Raw genomic sequence first — 14,827 nt, 5'->3', positions numbered from 1 at the left:
ATGGATGTGGAAGTTATGACGTACTCCTCTTCGAGTAGTCTCTCCCGTTGCTGGCTGAAGTTTCCGGTGTGGTCGACTGCGTCGCCGCGGCTCAGGCGATGTTTTCAGCCCAAGCCCTCCATGGTTCCGTCCATGGAAATACCTATGGGGAGAATACCACAACGGACGGCTGGACGACAGGGTGCACGGCTCACACTGCAAGGTCCCCTCATCTTGCCGAGGAACGCCCCGACCTGCCGGCACTGTTCGGGCATCAATGTCCTGATCCGGTTGGGCGGCGCGATCGAACAGGGTTTCCCAGCGCTGTCCTCCCTGGCCTTCCAGGTGAGTTCAAACAAGGGTCGTCTCCGTCGATCGCGCCGACATCCCGATCATCTTCGTCACCGGCTATGGCGACGTGCCGATGACGGTCAGTGGGATGAAGGCCGGGGCCGTCGAGTTCCTGACCAAGCCGTTCAGCGACGAGATCCTGCTGGGTGCGGTAGAGTTGGCACTGGAGCGCAGCCGGACCGCACTCGCCCTGGACATGGAGATGCAGGCGCTTCGTGACCGTCACGCCTCACTCAGCCGCCGCGAGCAGGAGGTCATGGCGCTGGTGGTCACCGGCCTGTTGAACAAGTCGCATTCCGTCATCGCCCGGGCGCGGTTCCGAAACCAGCCATGTCAGCTTTCAGGAAGCTAGAAAGCTGATCTCTAGGACCGATTTGGGGCGCAAACTGCTTGGCAGCTTGGGGGCCGGTTCCGGACCGTCCGCTGCTGGCCAGCAAGAGCGGATAGCTGCCGTTCCGCAACCGACCCCATCACGGCCGTTCCACGACCTACTGTCGCTTCCCGAAAGCGGTCGTTCGTGAAAGCCGAAGTTCGCAGCGTCGCGGTGCAGCCCTACAACAGGAATATGTGGGCGTCCTCTACCTGGATAACCTTACCATTGAGGGGACCGCAATCCGAATGATTTCCAGTTTTTCGGCGGCGGGACATCTCATTCCTCGTCGCCCCCATGCCCGGAGATTTGCCAACGAAAAAGGGCGGAGAAATGGAGGGTGCCCCTTTGGCGGCACCCCGGGTCGGGACGGGTATCATGCCCTCGGCATGCCGGCCGGGCGGATGTGGCGCTTCTGCGCGGCGATGCGGAAGGGCGCGTTCGGCGCGCCGTAGCCCTGATAGCCGCCGCGGCGCTCGATGATCTCGAAGAAGAAGAAGCCTTCGCTGAAGGCGGGGCCGTAGAGCTGGAAATATTCGCCGCCGTCGCCGTCGCGGTCGTAGAGGATGTTGAGCGCGCGCAGCCTTTCGGCCAGCGCGGCGTCGAGGCCGTGCCGGGCTTCCAGGTCGTCATAATAGTTGGGCGAGATCGCGAGGCGCTCGAAGCCCAGCTTCTCGAGCGCTTCAGCGGTCGCGAAGATGTCCGCGCTCTCGAAAGCCAGATGCTGGACTGAGGAGCCGAAACTCTCGGCGATGAAATGGCCGGCCAGCGTCTTGCGGTTTTCCGCGCCATTGAGCGTCAGGCGCAGTCGAGCGTCGTCGCCCTCGATCACCTGGCTGCGCACCAGGCCAGCGGGATCCACCACATCGACCATCGGCGATTTGCGCGCCCGAAAGATCGACGTGTAGAAAAGGATCCAGGTCAGCATCTCCTCATAGTTCATGGTCTGCGCGATATGATCGATGCGCATTAGCCCGGCATCCGCGGCCGGGTGCGTCGGAAGCGGCTCGAACTCGACATCCCAGACATTGGCCAGCGCCCCGTCGATGAAATAGATGACGCCGCCACCCACGCCACGTATCGCCGGGATCGGCAATTCGCCTGGCCCGCGCGTCTGCTCGAAGATCTCCGCGCCAAGTGCCCGGGCGCGGGCGACGGTCGCCGGGGCGTCGGCTACCCTGAGCCCGATGGCATAGGCATTGGTGCCGTGAACCAGATAAGAGGAGTGCGCAAAGCCCTCCTGTTCGGTGTTGACGACCAGGTTGATGCCGCCGGCGGCCGAGCCCTGCCGCCACAGCGTCACCTCCTTGGAGCGGTGACGCGCCGCCGGCGCAAAGCCCATGCTGGACAGAACCCGGCCGAGTTCGACGGCCTCGTCCTCGCTTGCGACGAATTCCACGAACTCGACGCCCTCGACCGCGATGCGGTCCGGCATCTGCGGCACCTGGATTTGCAGCGCTGGCTCGGCGCGGCGAACCTGATCCATCAGGTTGACCAGCGAGCGGCGGCCGTCGACGGAGATCGAGCGCGGTGAGCCGCCACGGAACTGATCGTTGAAGATCTCGAGCGACAGCGGGCCGTCATAGCCAGTTGCCGCCACCGCGCGCATGAAATCGACGACCGGCAGGTCGCCCTGGCCGGGCATGTTGCGGAAATGGCGGCTCCAGTAGAGCAGGTCCATCTCGATCAGCGGCGCGTCGGCAAGCTGGACGATGAAGATGCGGTCACCCGGAATGGACCGGATGGTTTCCACGTCGGTCCGGCGCGCCAGCGTGTGGAAGGAATCGAGGATCAGCCCGATCGAAGGGTGGTCGGCGCGGCGCACCACCTCCCAGGCGTCGCGGTGGTCGTTGACATGCCGGCCCCAGGCCAACGCCTCGTAGCCGACGCGCAGGCCGCGCTTTGCGGCGCGCTCGCCAAGCTCGCGGAAATCGGCGGCGGCGCGGTCGATGCCGCCGAGCGCTGCCGGCGAAACGCTCGAACAGACCAGCATCAGATCGGTGCCCAGTTCGCCCATCAGGTCGAACTTGCGCTCGGCCCGGTCAAGGGCGCGCATGCGCTGCGGCTCTGGCAGGCCCTCGAAATCGCGGAAGGGCTGGAAGAGTGTGATTTCGAGCCCATGGTCGCGGATCATGCGCCCGACATCGCGCGGGCTGCCGTCAAAGGCGAGGAAGTCGTTCTCGAAGATCTCGACGCCGTCGAAGCCGGCGGCGGCAATCGCCGCCAGCTTCTCGCGGAGCTCACCGCTGATCGAAACCGTCGCGATCGAGGTCTTCATGATTGTCTCCAATGCTCAAAATGCGACACGAAATTCCGGCCTGCCTCGGACGCCTGCATCGAGGACAAGCACGTTGCCCGCCAGCGGTTCCGCCCGCCGCTGCTCCGCCGAAAGCGGTTCGATGGCCGAGGTCACGTAAAGGCGGTCGAGGTCGGGCCCGCCAAAGCAGCAGCAGGTCGGGTGGCTCACCGGCAGGTCCACGACGCCCGAGATATCGCCCGAAGGGCTGTATCGTACCAGGCGCCCGCCGGCATATTCGGCATTCCAGAGATGGCCTTCGGCATCGATGCAGCTTCCGTCCGGCCGTGCCGGCGCGTCGGTGGTCGCGAAAGTCCGTCGTTCGCCGAGCGTCCCGCTTTCGGCATCGTAGTCACAGGCCCAGATCGTATAGGCACGCGTGTCGGCGAAATACATGCGGCCGCGCTCCGGATCGAATGCGAGCGAGTTGGGAATGGCGAGTTCCTGTGCCGCCATGGTGACCGAAAGGTCCGGTGCTACGCGGTAGAGAACCCCCACCGGGGCATAGTCGGTTTCCCGCAAGGTGCCGATCCAGAAGTTGCCGGCGGCGTCGGCGCGGCCGTCATTCTTGCGATGGCCGACGGCACCGGGCTCGGGATCGACCAGCAAGGTTTGCCGCCCTGTGGCCGGGTCGTAGGCGAAGAGGCCGTTGTCGCAGGCGAGAACGAGCCCTCCCCCTTCCCGCAGCGCCAGCGATCCTATTCGCCGGGCCTCAACCGGGTGACGCGTGCAGGCGCCCGTTGCCGCGTCATGGCTCCATAGCGCCGGCTCCAGCACGTCGACCCACCACAAAGTTCCAGTGCGCTCGCACCAGAGCGGGCATTCGCCCAGCCTGGCAACGACGGTGGAGAGTGGCTCAGCTCGCATGGCCCGCAGCTTCGACATGGCCGCCGAGGAAGAGCTGGCCGACGCGTGGATCGGCAAGAAGGCTGGCCGCCTTGTCGTGCATCCGCGTCTGGCCGAGTTCGAGCACCAGGCCGTAGTCGGACATGGCCAGCGCCGCCTTGGCGTTCTGTTCGACCATCAGGATCGTCACGCCCTGGTCACGCAGCCGGATCAGCGTCTGGAACACTTCCTGAACCAGATTGGGCGAAAGGCCGATCGACGGCTCGTCGATCAGGATGAGCTTGGGATCGAGCAGCAGGGCGCGCGCCACTTCCAGTTGCTTCTGCTGGCCGCCGGAAAGCTCGATCGCCTTGCGGTCGCGAAACTGACGCAGCATGGGGAACTGGTCCATGACCTGCTCGATGCGCTGGCGCACCTTGGCCTGGTCCGGCGCGGTGATGCCGCCGAGCTCGAGGTTGTGGTAGACCGAGAGCTGCGGCACGACATTCCGCCCCTGAGGCACGTAGGTCACGCCATGCGCGATCATCTGCCGGGGCGTCTGCCGGGTCACGTCCTTGCCGTCCAGCAGTACCTGGCCGGAATGGATGTTGAGCAGGCCGAAGATGGCCTTGAACACGGTCGATTTGCCGGCGCCGTTGGGGCCGATCACCGTGGTGATCGAGGCCTGTGGGATGGCGAACGAAACCCCGTTCAGGATCGTGATCTTGCCGTAGCCGCCGTAGACGTCTTTCAGTTCGAGCATGTTCAACCTCCGAGATAGGCGTCGATCACGGTCTGGTTCGACCTGATCTCGTCGGGCGTGCCTTCCGCGATGATGCCGCCTTCGGCGAGCACGATGATGCGGGTACACAGGCTCATCACGAACTCCATGTTGTGCTCGATCACGACGAAGGTCGTGCCGTGCTCGGCATTGTAGGCGACGAGCCGCTCCTTCAGGTTCGCCAGCATGGTCAGGTTGACGCCGCCGGCCGGCTCGTCGAGCAGGACGAGGCTCGGCCCGGCCATGAAGGCCATCGCGGCGTCGACCAGTTTTTGTTGTCCGTAGGACAAAGAACCGGCCAGCGTGTCACGCAGATGCGTCAGGCGAAAGAACGAAATGAGCCTTTCCGCTTCGGCCGTCAGGCCGCCATCGGACGGCCCGAAAAGGCGCGACAGCATGGTGCCGCGATGCTCCTGCCCCGCCAGGATGATGTTGTCGAGGACCGACATCTTCGGGAACACCGACAGTTGCTGGAAGGTGCGGCCGACGCCGAGCTTGTTGAGGTCGGAGGCGCGCATGCCGGAAACGTTGCGGCCGTTCACCTCCACCTGCCCGGCTTCGAGCGCGAGTTGGCCCAGAATGCAGTTGAACAGGGTCGACTTGCCCGAGCCGTTGGGGCCGATGAGGCCGAGAATCTCGCCCTTGTGGACGTCGAAGGAAACGTCGCGGACCGCGCGTATGCCGCCGAAACTCTTCTCGATATTGCGGACTGAAAGCACCGGCGTGTTCATTTCAGGCTGGCTCCCTCGGTCATGTCGGCCCGGATCTGTTGGCGCGGCCAGAATCTCTCTCGGATCCTGGCCCATACGCCGATCAGGCCGGACGGTACGAAGACCAGCATCAGGATGACGAGTGCCGAGTAGATGATGAGATAGTAGCCCTCGGTGAAGCGCAGGAACTCCGGCAGCAGGATCACGACGGCAGCCCCGACGAAAGGTCCGAAGAAGAAGCCGGATCCGCCCACCACCACCATGAGGAGGATGCGCAGGGAGTGCACGACCGAGAATGACCCGGGTTCGATGAACTGCACAAGCGGCGTGATGAGCGCACCGGCCAGTCCGCCATAGGTCGAGCCGATGGCGAAGGCGAGCAGCGTGATGCGGCGGGTATCGACGCCCAGGCTCTCGGCACGGATCGGATTCTCGCGCAACGCCTTGAAGGCACGGCCCCAGGGCGACCGCACGATACCCCACATGGCAAGGCCAGCGACAACGGTGACCGCGAGCGTGAGGTAGTAGAAGTGCAACTGCTTCATGGTCGAGAACAGACCGAAGTCCGGCCGCGGCATGCCGACGAGGCCATAGCTGCCGCCGGTGAGCCATTCTTCATTTCGCAGCACCAGGAAGACGAGCGTATTGAAGGCGAGCGTCACGAAGGCAAGGAAGTGTCCCTTCACCCGAAGCGCCGGATATCCGAGCACGAGCCCGACAACGAAGCAGGCCAAAAGCCCGAGCGGCATCGCCAGCACCCAATGCCAGCCGACGAGCGTGAGCAGCGCGGTGACATAGGCGCCGATCGCCATGAAGGATGCTTGCGCCAGCGAGATCTGGCCAGCGTAGCCGAGCGTCAGGTTGAGCCCCATGGCGGCGATGGAAAAAATCAGCCACGAGGTCATGACGTAGATGATGTAGTTGCCCTGCCCGATCGGCGCCACGACAGCGAGCGCAATCAGCAGCAGGATCAAGATGTTTCGGGTACGGTTTTGCATCAGACCGTCCTCCCCTCGGACGTCCCCATGATGCCCTGGGGGCGCACGAGGATAATCAGGATGAGCAGCACCAGCGGCAGCGCGGCTCTGTACTCGAGCGTCACGTAGGCTGCCGTCAGATTATCGAGGACGCCGATCAGCAGCCCTCCGACAAGCGCGCCGCGGATCTGGTTGAAGCCGCCGACGATGGCGGCGATGAAGGCGATCAGGCCAAGCGTCTCGCCATTCGAGAATTTTGCGAGATAGACCGGCGTGATCAGGAACGAGGCCAGCGCTGCGAGAGCAGCGTTAATCAAGAAGGTGTAGAGCACCATGCGCTTGACGTTGACGCCGAGGATTTCCGCCACCGCCGGATTTTGCGCTGAAGCCTGCATGCAGCGGCCTGTGCGCGTCCGGTTCAGGAACAGCGTCAGCAGCACCACGACGCCGAGCGAAATGCCAAGATTGAACAGATCCTGGAGCGAAACCACTGCGCCGAAGATATTGATCGGATCGGTCGGGAACAGCGCCGGAAATGGTTGCGCTTCGGCGGCATAGAACTCCTTGACGCTCTCCTTGAGCAGGATGCCGAGCGCCATCGTGGCGATAATCAGTGTAATTCCCCCGTGCGGGAGGATCGGCTCGACGATCAGTTTCTTGAAGACTGCACCGAGAATCAGGACCGACAGTGCAAGACCGAAAAGCAGCGCAAGCCAAAGCGGCATGCCGAAATAGCTCACGCCGACGAGCACGAAGAAGGCGGGAACCATGACGAACTCGCCCTGGGCGAAATTCACCGTCTGGGCCGCTTGCCATACAAGCGTGAAGCCAATCGCAACCAGCGCATAGATGGAGCCGGTCGCGAGACCGGATAACAAGACCTGCAGGAACTGGGACATCGCGCGTCTTTTCGGGTTATGGCCGCGGCGGCGACCGCCGCGGCATAGTGGACGAGTGGACGATCAGTTGGCCGGAACGGTGCCGATCACGACCGGTGCGCCACCCTTGACCTGGACCATGAAGCTCGGACGGGACATCTCGCCGCGCTCGTCCCAGCAGGTGTCGAGCAGGATCTTCGGATGGTCCGCGACCTTCAGGCAGAGGCCGTGCATCTTGTTGGCGAAGGCTTCACCGTCAAATGCGCCGACCAGTTCGGTGACGTACTTGGTCGTCCAGGCGCCGACGTAGCCCTTGATCGCGTCATGCGTCGGCTTGCGCTTGAAGGTTTCCTCGAACTTCTTGGCGAAGGCGCCGATGCCGGGGACGTCGGTTGCCGTGGCGGTCACGCCAACATGGGCGATGGCGCCTTCTGCTGCGTCTCCGGCGAGTTCGATGACCTTGGCCTCAGTCAGCGTGACCTCGCCGACGAGCGGCATCGAAAGGCCCTGCTTCTTGGCTTCGATCAGAAAGCGCGCGGACTCTTCCTGGTTCATGTAGACGAAGACTGCTTCGGGGTTCGCAGCCTTGAGCTTGGAGACGTCGGCGGCGTAGTCCGTCTGAGCCTGTTCGGAAGCCACGTCGGCAATGACCTCGATGCCGGCCTTCTGCATTTCGGCCACGAAGACGTCATGACCGCCCTTGCCGAACTCGTTGTTGATCCAGGCCACGCCGACCTTCTTTGCCTTCAGCGTGTCGGTGAAATAGGCCGTCAGCGCGGGAACGCCCTTCTGCGCGCCGGACGAGGTGCGGAAGATGAAGGGGTTGCCCTTCTCGACGACGGCCGGCGCTTCCGAGCCGACGAACTGCGGCGTGGAGTTTTGCTGCGCAACCAGCATGTTGACCATGGTCGAGCCGGAATAGATCGTGCCCAGGACTGCAAAGACGCCTTCGTCGATCGCCTTCTGCATGAGCGCGCGCGAAACCTGCGGATCCGTCTGGGTGTCGTATTCGGGGACTTCGACCGCCTTGCCCAGAATGCCACCTTCGGCATTGATCTCCTCAACGGCGATCTTGATGCCGTCGCGCCAGTTGGTGCCCGAAGGAGCGCCGGGGCCGGACAGTTCGGCAATCATGCCGATCTTGACGGTTTCCTGTGCCTGGGCCGCGCCCAGGCCTGCCCACACAGCGGTCGACATTGCCAGCAAGTATTTACGATACATAAGGTCCTCCCATAAACGTCAATTGGGCTATTGCAGCACCGTCTCCATGAAGTGCCACCCAACAAAGTCAATCTGTTAGGAGACGAAACTACGCCTCTTCCACGAGAATCCGTCCTCCCCAACCATATCCGAGGAGAAAGTCGGCGAGCGTCTCGGCCTGGGCGTCGAACATGCCCGTACCCGTCATGGTCGGACAGCCGAGGCGACGAGCTTCGGCGATCAGTGGCGGGACTGCCGGCTTGGTGACGACGCAGGCGACGAACTGCCACGGCTCGAGCATCGACACATCCACCGGCAACGGGTCGTCCCGATTCATGCCCATCGGCGTGGCATTGGCGACGAGAGCGAAGCCCGTCGGGTCGGCGCTTCCGGCGACGACCAGGCCGGGGAAGCGCTCCGACAGTCTTTCGATAACTTCGTCTCGCCGCGCGAGGTCGATGTCGTGCACGGCCAGTTGCGCTGCTCCGCGCTCCAGAATCTCCAGGGCGATTGCCGCGCCCGCACCGCCGCAGCCGACGAGCAGGGCCCGCTTCCCCCTGACAACAAAACCCTCCCGCTCGATGCCATCCAGATAGCCCTGGCCGTCGGTATTGTCGCCGTGCCAACCGTCATCGGTCCGGCGTACGACGTTTACGGCTTGGACGAAGCGGGCGCGGTCGGTCACGGACGCGCAATGCGAAAGCGCGGCGTGCTTGTGCGGCACGGTTACCAGTGCTCCGCTCAGATTTTGAACCTCGTATATGGCCGACAAGACCTGGCAAAGGTTCGGAGGAGAAACATGCATTGGAACGACCACCGCATCCTCGCCACGTGCAGCCAGTATCGACGTAATGACTTCGGGCGAGCGCACCTGCGCGATCGGATCCCCCACGACCGGAAACAACCGGGTACCACCAGACGGAATGAAGCCAGTCATGTGCCGGACGTTCCGACAGCGACTGCCTCGCGCGCGGCGGGCAACCGGGCAGCCATCCAGTCTCGAAATCGAGGCAGTCTGATGCTGCTATCGCGTCGCTGTTCGCGCATGCTCCCCCAACCAAGTTTCGACATTTCTCTTGGTTGAACGTTAGCGAAGCCCGGCAGGAATATCGCCTACCAATATCTGCGACATACATAACATGATGTTACGGGTGTCGGGATCGCCGATGTGTCGGCTTGGCGTGACCTCCGATTGAACTCACGCTCATCATTTCCTTTCTGAGCGTCGCCAGAAACTGCTCGGCATAGACCGACAACGGCAGGTCGTTGCGGTACGCGGCGTAGGTGTGAAATATGCTCTCGGCATCGATCTCGATGCACTTCAGGCCGGGAACGGCCCCATGCGCCACCGTGAACTCGTCGATGATGGCGATGCCAAGCCCGGCAGCCACCAGGCTACAGACCGTGGTGCCAAAGCGGGCCTTGATGTTCATCCGGTATTCGATGCCCGAATTGGTGAACATCGCGGCCATGATGGCACCATAGGGGTCCTTGGGATTGATACCGATCAATGGATGCTCCGACATCTCCTGCGGCGTTATCTTCTTGCGCGATGCCAATGTGCTCGTCTCCGGCACGATGCAGAGCAGCCTGCCGCTCGCCAACAGCTCAAAGTCGATCAGTGGATGTTCGAAGCGCGAAGAAATCGCCACGATCTCGCCGCGTCCCAGCAGGAGATAGTCAATGGCCTCCTCGATCTTGAGGATGTTGATGTCGAGGTCGAGATCCGGATAGCGGCGTCGCAATCCTGCGATTGCACGCGGCACCATGACATTGGCGATGCTGGGAACCGAAGCGATGCAAAGTTCCTGGCTCTTGCCGCGCCCCAGGTCTGCAACGGCTGATTGGAGATCATCGATCTTGCGGTGCACCGTGTCGAGCAGGTCGAAGATGTTGCGAGCCTGTGGCGTCGGCACATACCGCCCCGCTCGGCGATCGAAGAGCCGGACTCCGAGAGAGTCTTCCGAGTACTTCATCAAGCGGCTGATTCCCGGCGCCGCGACATTGAGCAACCGGGCAGCCCCGGCGATGCTGCCGGTCACCATGATGGCCCGAATGACCTCGATCTGGCGCAGTGTCAGCATGAGCCGCGTTCGCTTCCTTGGCTATTCCGATCGTTCTCGATTACTACGCGGTGCCTTCAATGCAAATGGTCCGGCCGCGAAGCATGGCACAGGTCTGCGCCAAGCACCCGGACGCGGGTGTCGCCCTCAACCTCCCGACGACGGGGCGCCAGCAATGACTGCTTTTGGTAGACGATCGAGACCACCGGAATGGCTGGCATGGGGCGCATTGCTGACTGGCGGTTTGGGGGCCGAATTCGGACTGGCAGCTTTCGGCTATGGATATTCAAAGAGCGGACATTCGGGTGACGCGGACGTTGTTGAGACCTGACCTGTTGCAGTAATTCTTGTTGCGGTCATTCTAGAACACGCATCGAGTGGCCGCTGACCACAAGAGACATTGCAGCCCGCTCTGGTACGGATATCCGCCTTCGCAAACGTGATGACCGCATGTTCGCGAGACGTGCTATGATTCCGCTCACTAGGCTGCTCTCGGCCAGGATGAGCGCATGCCAAGTGTTCCTCCACGCCGCGAAATGATAGCGCGGGCGCTCAATATTCTGCGTGCGCCGCACCAAACAAACCACATGATCGGATCGCTCAATGGCGCATCCCCTCGCAGAACCGATTGTAGGAGCTTCGCGAAGGGCTGACGACGAATGGAGGAACCTCAAGAGTCAGCTCGAGCCTGCCGCACAAGCCTTCATCGACAGTCTTGCCGGCGCAGCGCCCAGCTATACTCTCTCGCCCGAGCGGCGCGCAACGTGCTCGCCGGCGCCCAGCGGATGCCGGCCGAATTGCGATCGCCGGCGACGGCCGTGGTCGCGCTGCTCGCGGTGCATGGTGACGTTGATCAGGCGTCGGCATTTCTGCGTGAGCTCTTCGCAGGTTGATGGCCCTCAGAGCAATACCAGGCCGCCCGCCACCGAGCGGCATGGCGGCTGACGGAAGCACAGCGGCCCGCGAACTTGCCGACCATCGTCGACAAGGGAGGATGAACCTATGAAGATCGTCGTCATTGGCGGCACTGGCCTGATCGGCACGAAGACTGTCGCCATTCTGCGTCAGGGCGGCCACGAGGTCGTCGCCGCCTCGCCCAGCAGCGGCGTTAACACGATCACCGGCGAGGGCCTCACAGAGGCCATGGCGGACACGCAGGTGGTGATCGACCTCGCCAATTCACCCTCATTTGAAGACAAGGCAGTGCTTCAATTCTTCGAGACCTCTGGTCGCAACCTTCTCGCGGCGGAGGCCGCGGCGAACGTCCGGCACCATGTCGCGCTGTCAATCGTCGCAATCGACCGGACAGATAATGGCTATTTCCGCGCCAAGGTATCCCAAGAGAAACTGATCAGGGCCTCCGGCATCCCATACACCATCGTCCGCGCGACCCAGTTTCTAGAATTCCTCGGCGGCATCGCCGATTCAAGTGCGGATGGAAGCATTGTCAGGATCCCGCCTATCCTGTTCCAGCCCATTGCGGCGGACGACGTTGCCGCCGTCGTTGCCGATGTGGCAATCGCGCCGCCGCGACGCGGCATCGTCGAGATCGCCGGCCCGGAACGAGCGCCGTTCAACGAATTCGTCGCCCGCTATCTTAAGGCGGTTGGCGACCCGCGTCAGGTCGTGAGCGACACCGAGGCCGGATACTACGGCGGCCGGGTCGAAGAGCACTCGCTGGTTCCGTTGGGTGAGGCGCGCCTCGGCCGCATCGGTCTCGACGAATGGCTCCGCCGCTCACAGGCACCTGCCTGATCCCTTATCGGAGGCATGCCCAGTCTGTCCGAGGGGGGCGGGCAAGGAACGAAAGAGGCGATTATGACGATCAAACTCGTTGCGTTGGTTCTTCTGTGCCTCATGACCGGCACGGCGATGGCTCAGGAGCCCAAGGTCACGTCACTCATGTCCATGGATCTTCCGGAGAGTCCCGGCAGGGAAGCCCTAATGATCATAGTCGAGCATGCGCCCGGCGGGTCGAGCGCTATCCACCGACACAATGCACATGCGTTTGTTTACGTGCTGGAAGGTTCCGTCGTGATGCAGCTGAAGGGCGGACAACAGGTGACACTGACACCAGGACAGTCCTTCTATGAAGGACCCGACGATATTCATGTCGTCGATAGGAACGCAAGCGCCACCCAGCCGGCGAAATTCCTGGTGCTGTTGATCAAGGACAAGGGCGCGCCGGCGGTCACGCCCGCGCAGTGACGGTTGCCATGTGGCGGTCGACGGCGACGTCTTTCGATGGGTACCGGGTCCCTGGGAATACTGACCGCTTGTTGGGTTAGGGCCGAACTAGGACGTGTACTCATAAAACGGAATGGCGCAACTCGCGCGCTGGTCAGCGCTGCTTGAACTCAGCGGCATGGAGCTTTACGAAGTCACGCATGTTCGTCGGTACTTCGCCAGTGAGCTTGCAGACGGTGTCCGTCATGCGGTCGTAACGCCCCTGCCTGGTCAACTCGGCCATGGCCGAGAGATGCCTGACGAGGTGTTCAGGAAACCGCGCCTGACGAAGGCTTTCGCTCCACGCCGGGAGTGGGACGTCGCGATATCGGATGCGCCTGCCAAGCGCCTCGGAGAAGACGCGCGCATAGTGGTCCAGATCGGCTGATTCTGGCCCCGTCAGATCGTAGATTTGTCCGATATGCGGTGGGGGGTCGTCGAGGATCACTGCTACCGCACGCGCCACGTCGACCGCCGAGATCGGCGAGGTCTTACCGCCGCCCATGGGCAGCGCCAACTCGTCGGAGGCCCGCACGCCGGGGGCGGCGAGTTGAAGAAAGAAGCCCTCGAGGAAGACTGTCGGCCGCACCGTGACGACCGGCAGTCCCGACCAGGACAGAGCCTGCTCCGCCAGCCAGTGCAGCTTGTGTTGCGGGCTATCGGTGGTCTCGCTAATGCTCATTTGCGTGACTGTCATCTGCGACATGTTCACGAAAGCCTCGACGCCGTGGTGGCGCGCCACCGCGGCGGTGTTGATCGTGGCCTCCAGGTAGGCGGCCGAGACAGACATTCCGAAATAGATGCGCTCGCAACCTTCGATGGCGCGGTGCATCGAGGCGAGGTCCGTCAGGTCGCCCTCTACGACCTCTGCACCGAGCCGCCGTAGGGCTTCGGCGCGCTCGTCCTCACGCCGAACCAAGGCGCGCACCTTGTGCCCCCTTGCGAGCAGGAATTTGGTGAGGTTGCGGCCGATGCCGCCCACAGCGCCGGCTGCTCCGGTCACGAGGATCGGAGTGTCGTGTTTATGTTTCGTCGTCATGTCGCTGACCATGGGTTACATTCAAAAAGACGAACTGGCGACGCGGCGAGCGCGCCGCTACCGGCGTGCATTTGCGAGTAAATCGAGAAATTGACGCCGCTTCATGCGTCCCCCGGCTACGAGAAAGACATCGTAGCGGCTGAAATGAACGGTTGGTCGCAGCATGAAGCTCTCCGGTCCGTGTTGCAGCCAATGTTGCTGCGCCCCTCCAGAAAGTGGCGGCGACCATTACTCTCGATCATTGGAACACCTCGAGGTTACGCTTGGCCCCGCCCGAGGGGGAATCTCTTTAAGGTGCGTTTGCCGCTTCTTCGATGACCTTAGCCACAGCCTTAGAGTGCGAAATCATCACGACATGCGAGGCGCCCTTGACGACCACCGTTTCGCGCGGATGGGCACGGTCGGCCATCCACGCATGCAGCTTCGGCGGGATCGCGGTGTCGTGGTCACCGTAGACAAACCAAGACGGGATGGTCTTCCAAGCGGGCTCGCCTGCCACTTCGCCGAAGGCAATGTCGGTGATCGGCCGTTGTGCCGCCGCCGCCAGTTTCGCAGCGGCCACGGGCAGGTCGGGCGCGAAGGCTTCGTGGAACTTCTCCTGTCGGACATAGAGATCGCTGCCGCCACCTGCCAAGGCCACCGGCTGTGCCAGCGTGTCAGGGCCGATCAGGCTACCGGGAAACTTGGCATTGAGGCCGCCGGCACTCTCTCCCGCCTCCGGCGCGAAGGCTGCGACATAGACGAGCGCTTTGACGTTCGCCTCGCCGTTCGCCGCAGCGCTGATCACCATGCCACCATAGGAATGCCCGACGAGCACGATAGGCGATTTGATGGTGGCAACCAGACTACGGACCGTGTCGGCGTCGCCCTTCACGCTGCGTAGTGGATTTGCGACGGCGACAACGGGGTAGCCAGCCTTCTCCAGTATGCCGATCACACCGTACCAACTGGACGAGTCGGCGAAGGCGCCGTGCACAAGCACGATGGTCGGCTTGGCCGGCTGCGCCATTGCCACTAAACCTGTCAGCAAGAAGCCAGCCAATGCGAGGACAGCCGTGAGCATTTTCATGTCAACTTCCTCCTTTCGATCAATGGGAATCCCTCGCTAACGAGCGCGGCGCATTCATCGGAG

At 62.8% G+C, this 14,827-nt stretch carries 14 protein-coding genes; 3 read left to right on the top strand and 11 right to left on the bottom strand.

Annotated features, from left to right (window positions below):
* The first annotated feature begins 403 nt into the window (after window positions 1–403).
* A complete protein-coding gene (locus tag ABSY17_RS10560; protein ID WP_378950059.1) occupies window positions 404–682 on the top strand; it encodes a response regulator transcription factor in 279 nt (92 codons plus the stop codon).
* Window positions 683–1,076: 394 nt separating this feature from the next.
* On the opposite strand, the gene ABSY17_RS10555 is transcribed toward ABSY17_RS10560, so the two are convergent.
* The 9 genes from ABSY17_RS10555 to ABSY17_RS10515 form a co-directional block, all read right to left on the bottom strand.
* Entirely contained in the window at window positions 1,077–2,978 is a 1,902-nt protein-coding gene (locus tag ABSY17_RS10555; RefSeq protein WP_378950057.1) for a bifunctional sugar phosphate isomerase/epimerase/4-hydroxyphenylpyruvate dioxygenase family protein, read from the bottom strand.
* A 15-nt stretch (window positions 2,979–2,993) separates the two neighbouring features.
* On the bottom strand, window positions 2,994–3,863 hold the full coding sequence (locus ABSY17_RS10550; protein WP_378950055.1) for an SMP-30/gluconolactonase/LRE family protein: 870 nt from the start codon (window positions 3,861–3,863) through the stop codon (window positions 2,994–2,996).
* Complete coding sequence (locus ABSY17_RS10545) at window positions 3,853–4,584, bottom strand: ABC transporter ATP-binding protein (RefSeq protein WP_378950053.1); 732 nt, start codon at window positions 4,582–4,584, stop codon at window positions 3,853–3,855. Before ABSY17_RS10545 ends, ABSY17_RS10550 begins: the two co-directional genes overlap by 11 nt.
* A 2-nt stretch (window positions 4,585–4,586) precedes the next feature.
* Window positions 4,587–5,333, bottom strand: coding sequence for an ABC transporter ATP-binding protein (locus ABSY17_RS10540; protein ID WP_378950051.1), 747 nt, complete (start codon window positions 5,331–5,333; stop codon window positions 4,587–4,589).
* On the bottom strand, window positions 5,330–6,310 hold the full coding sequence (locus ABSY17_RS10535) for a branched-chain amino acid ABC transporter permease (protein WP_378950049.1): 981 nt from the start codon (window positions 6,308–6,310) through the stop codon (window positions 5,330–5,332). The genes ABSY17_RS10540 and ABSY17_RS10535 overlap by 4 nt, the downstream gene beginning before the upstream one ends.
* Window positions 6,310–7,188, bottom strand: a complete 879-nt coding sequence (locus ABSY17_RS10530) for a branched-chain amino acid ABC transporter permease (RefSeq protein ID WP_378950047.1) — start codon at window positions 7,186–7,188, stop codon at window positions 6,310–6,312. The genes ABSY17_RS10535 and ABSY17_RS10530 overlap by 1 nt, the downstream gene beginning before the upstream one ends.
* A 63-nt stretch (window positions 7,189–7,251) precedes the next feature.
* Complete coding sequence (locus ABSY17_RS10525) at window positions 7,252–8,388, bottom strand: ABC transporter substrate-binding protein (RefSeq protein WP_378950045.1); 1,137 nt, start codon at window positions 8,386–8,388, stop codon at window positions 7,252–7,254.
* 88 nt (window positions 8,389–8,476) lie between these two features.
* Window positions 8,477–9,304, bottom strand: a complete 828-nt coding sequence (locus ABSY17_RS10520; RefSeq protein WP_378950043.1) for a shikimate dehydrogenase family protein — start codon at window positions 9,302–9,304, stop codon at window positions 8,477–8,479.
* Between the two features lie 208 nt (window positions 9,305–9,512).
* Entirely contained in the window at window positions 9,513–10,451 is a 939-nt protein-coding gene (locus tag ABSY17_RS10515) for a LysR family transcriptional regulator (protein WP_378950041.1), read from the bottom strand.
* Window positions 10,452–11,432: 981 nt separating this feature from the next.
* On the opposite strand from ABSY17_RS10515, the gene ABSY17_RS10510 reads away from it, so the two are divergent.
* Both ABSY17_RS10510 and ABSY17_RS10505 read left to right on the top strand, forming a co-directional pair.
* Window positions 11,433–12,185 carry an SDR family oxidoreductase gene (locus ABSY17_RS10510; RefSeq protein ID WP_378950039.1) on the top strand — a complete coding sequence of 251 codons (753 nt, stop codon included), beginning with the start codon at window positions 11,433–11,435 and terminating at the stop codon, window positions 12,183–12,185.
* A gap of 63 nt (window positions 12,186–12,248) precedes the next feature.
* Window positions 12,249–12,638: a cupin domain-containing protein gene (locus tag ABSY17_RS10505; protein WP_378950038.1), complete on the top strand. Its 390-nt coding sequence runs from the start codon at window positions 12,249–12,251 to the stop codon at window positions 12,636–12,638.
* 133 nt (window positions 12,639–12,771) lie between these two features.
* On the opposite strand, the gene ABSY17_RS10500 is transcribed toward ABSY17_RS10505, so the two are convergent.
* Both ABSY17_RS10500 and ABSY17_RS10495 read right to left on the bottom strand, forming a co-directional pair.
* Window positions 12,772–13,695 carry an SDR family NAD(P)-dependent oxidoreductase gene (locus tag ABSY17_RS10500; RefSeq protein ID WP_378950036.1) on the bottom strand — a complete coding sequence of 308 codons (924 nt, stop codon included), beginning with the start codon at window positions 13,693–13,695 and terminating at the stop codon, window positions 12,772–12,774.
* Window positions 13,696–13,984: 289 nt separating this feature from the next.
* Entirely contained in the window at window positions 13,985–14,758 is a 774-nt protein-coding gene (locus ABSY17_RS10495) for an alpha/beta fold hydrolase (protein WP_378952574.1), read from the bottom strand.
* Window positions 14,759–14,827: the final 69 nt, after the last annotated feature.

It is taken from the genome of Mesorhizobium sp. ANAO-SY3R2, from assembly GCF_042466635.1.
GTDB lineage: Bacteria > Pseudomonadota > Alphaproteobacteria > Rhizobiales > Rhizobiaceae > Aminobacter.
Note: the sequence above shows the minus strand (reverse complement) of the source record. Positions and strands in the feature narration are given on the sequence as shown.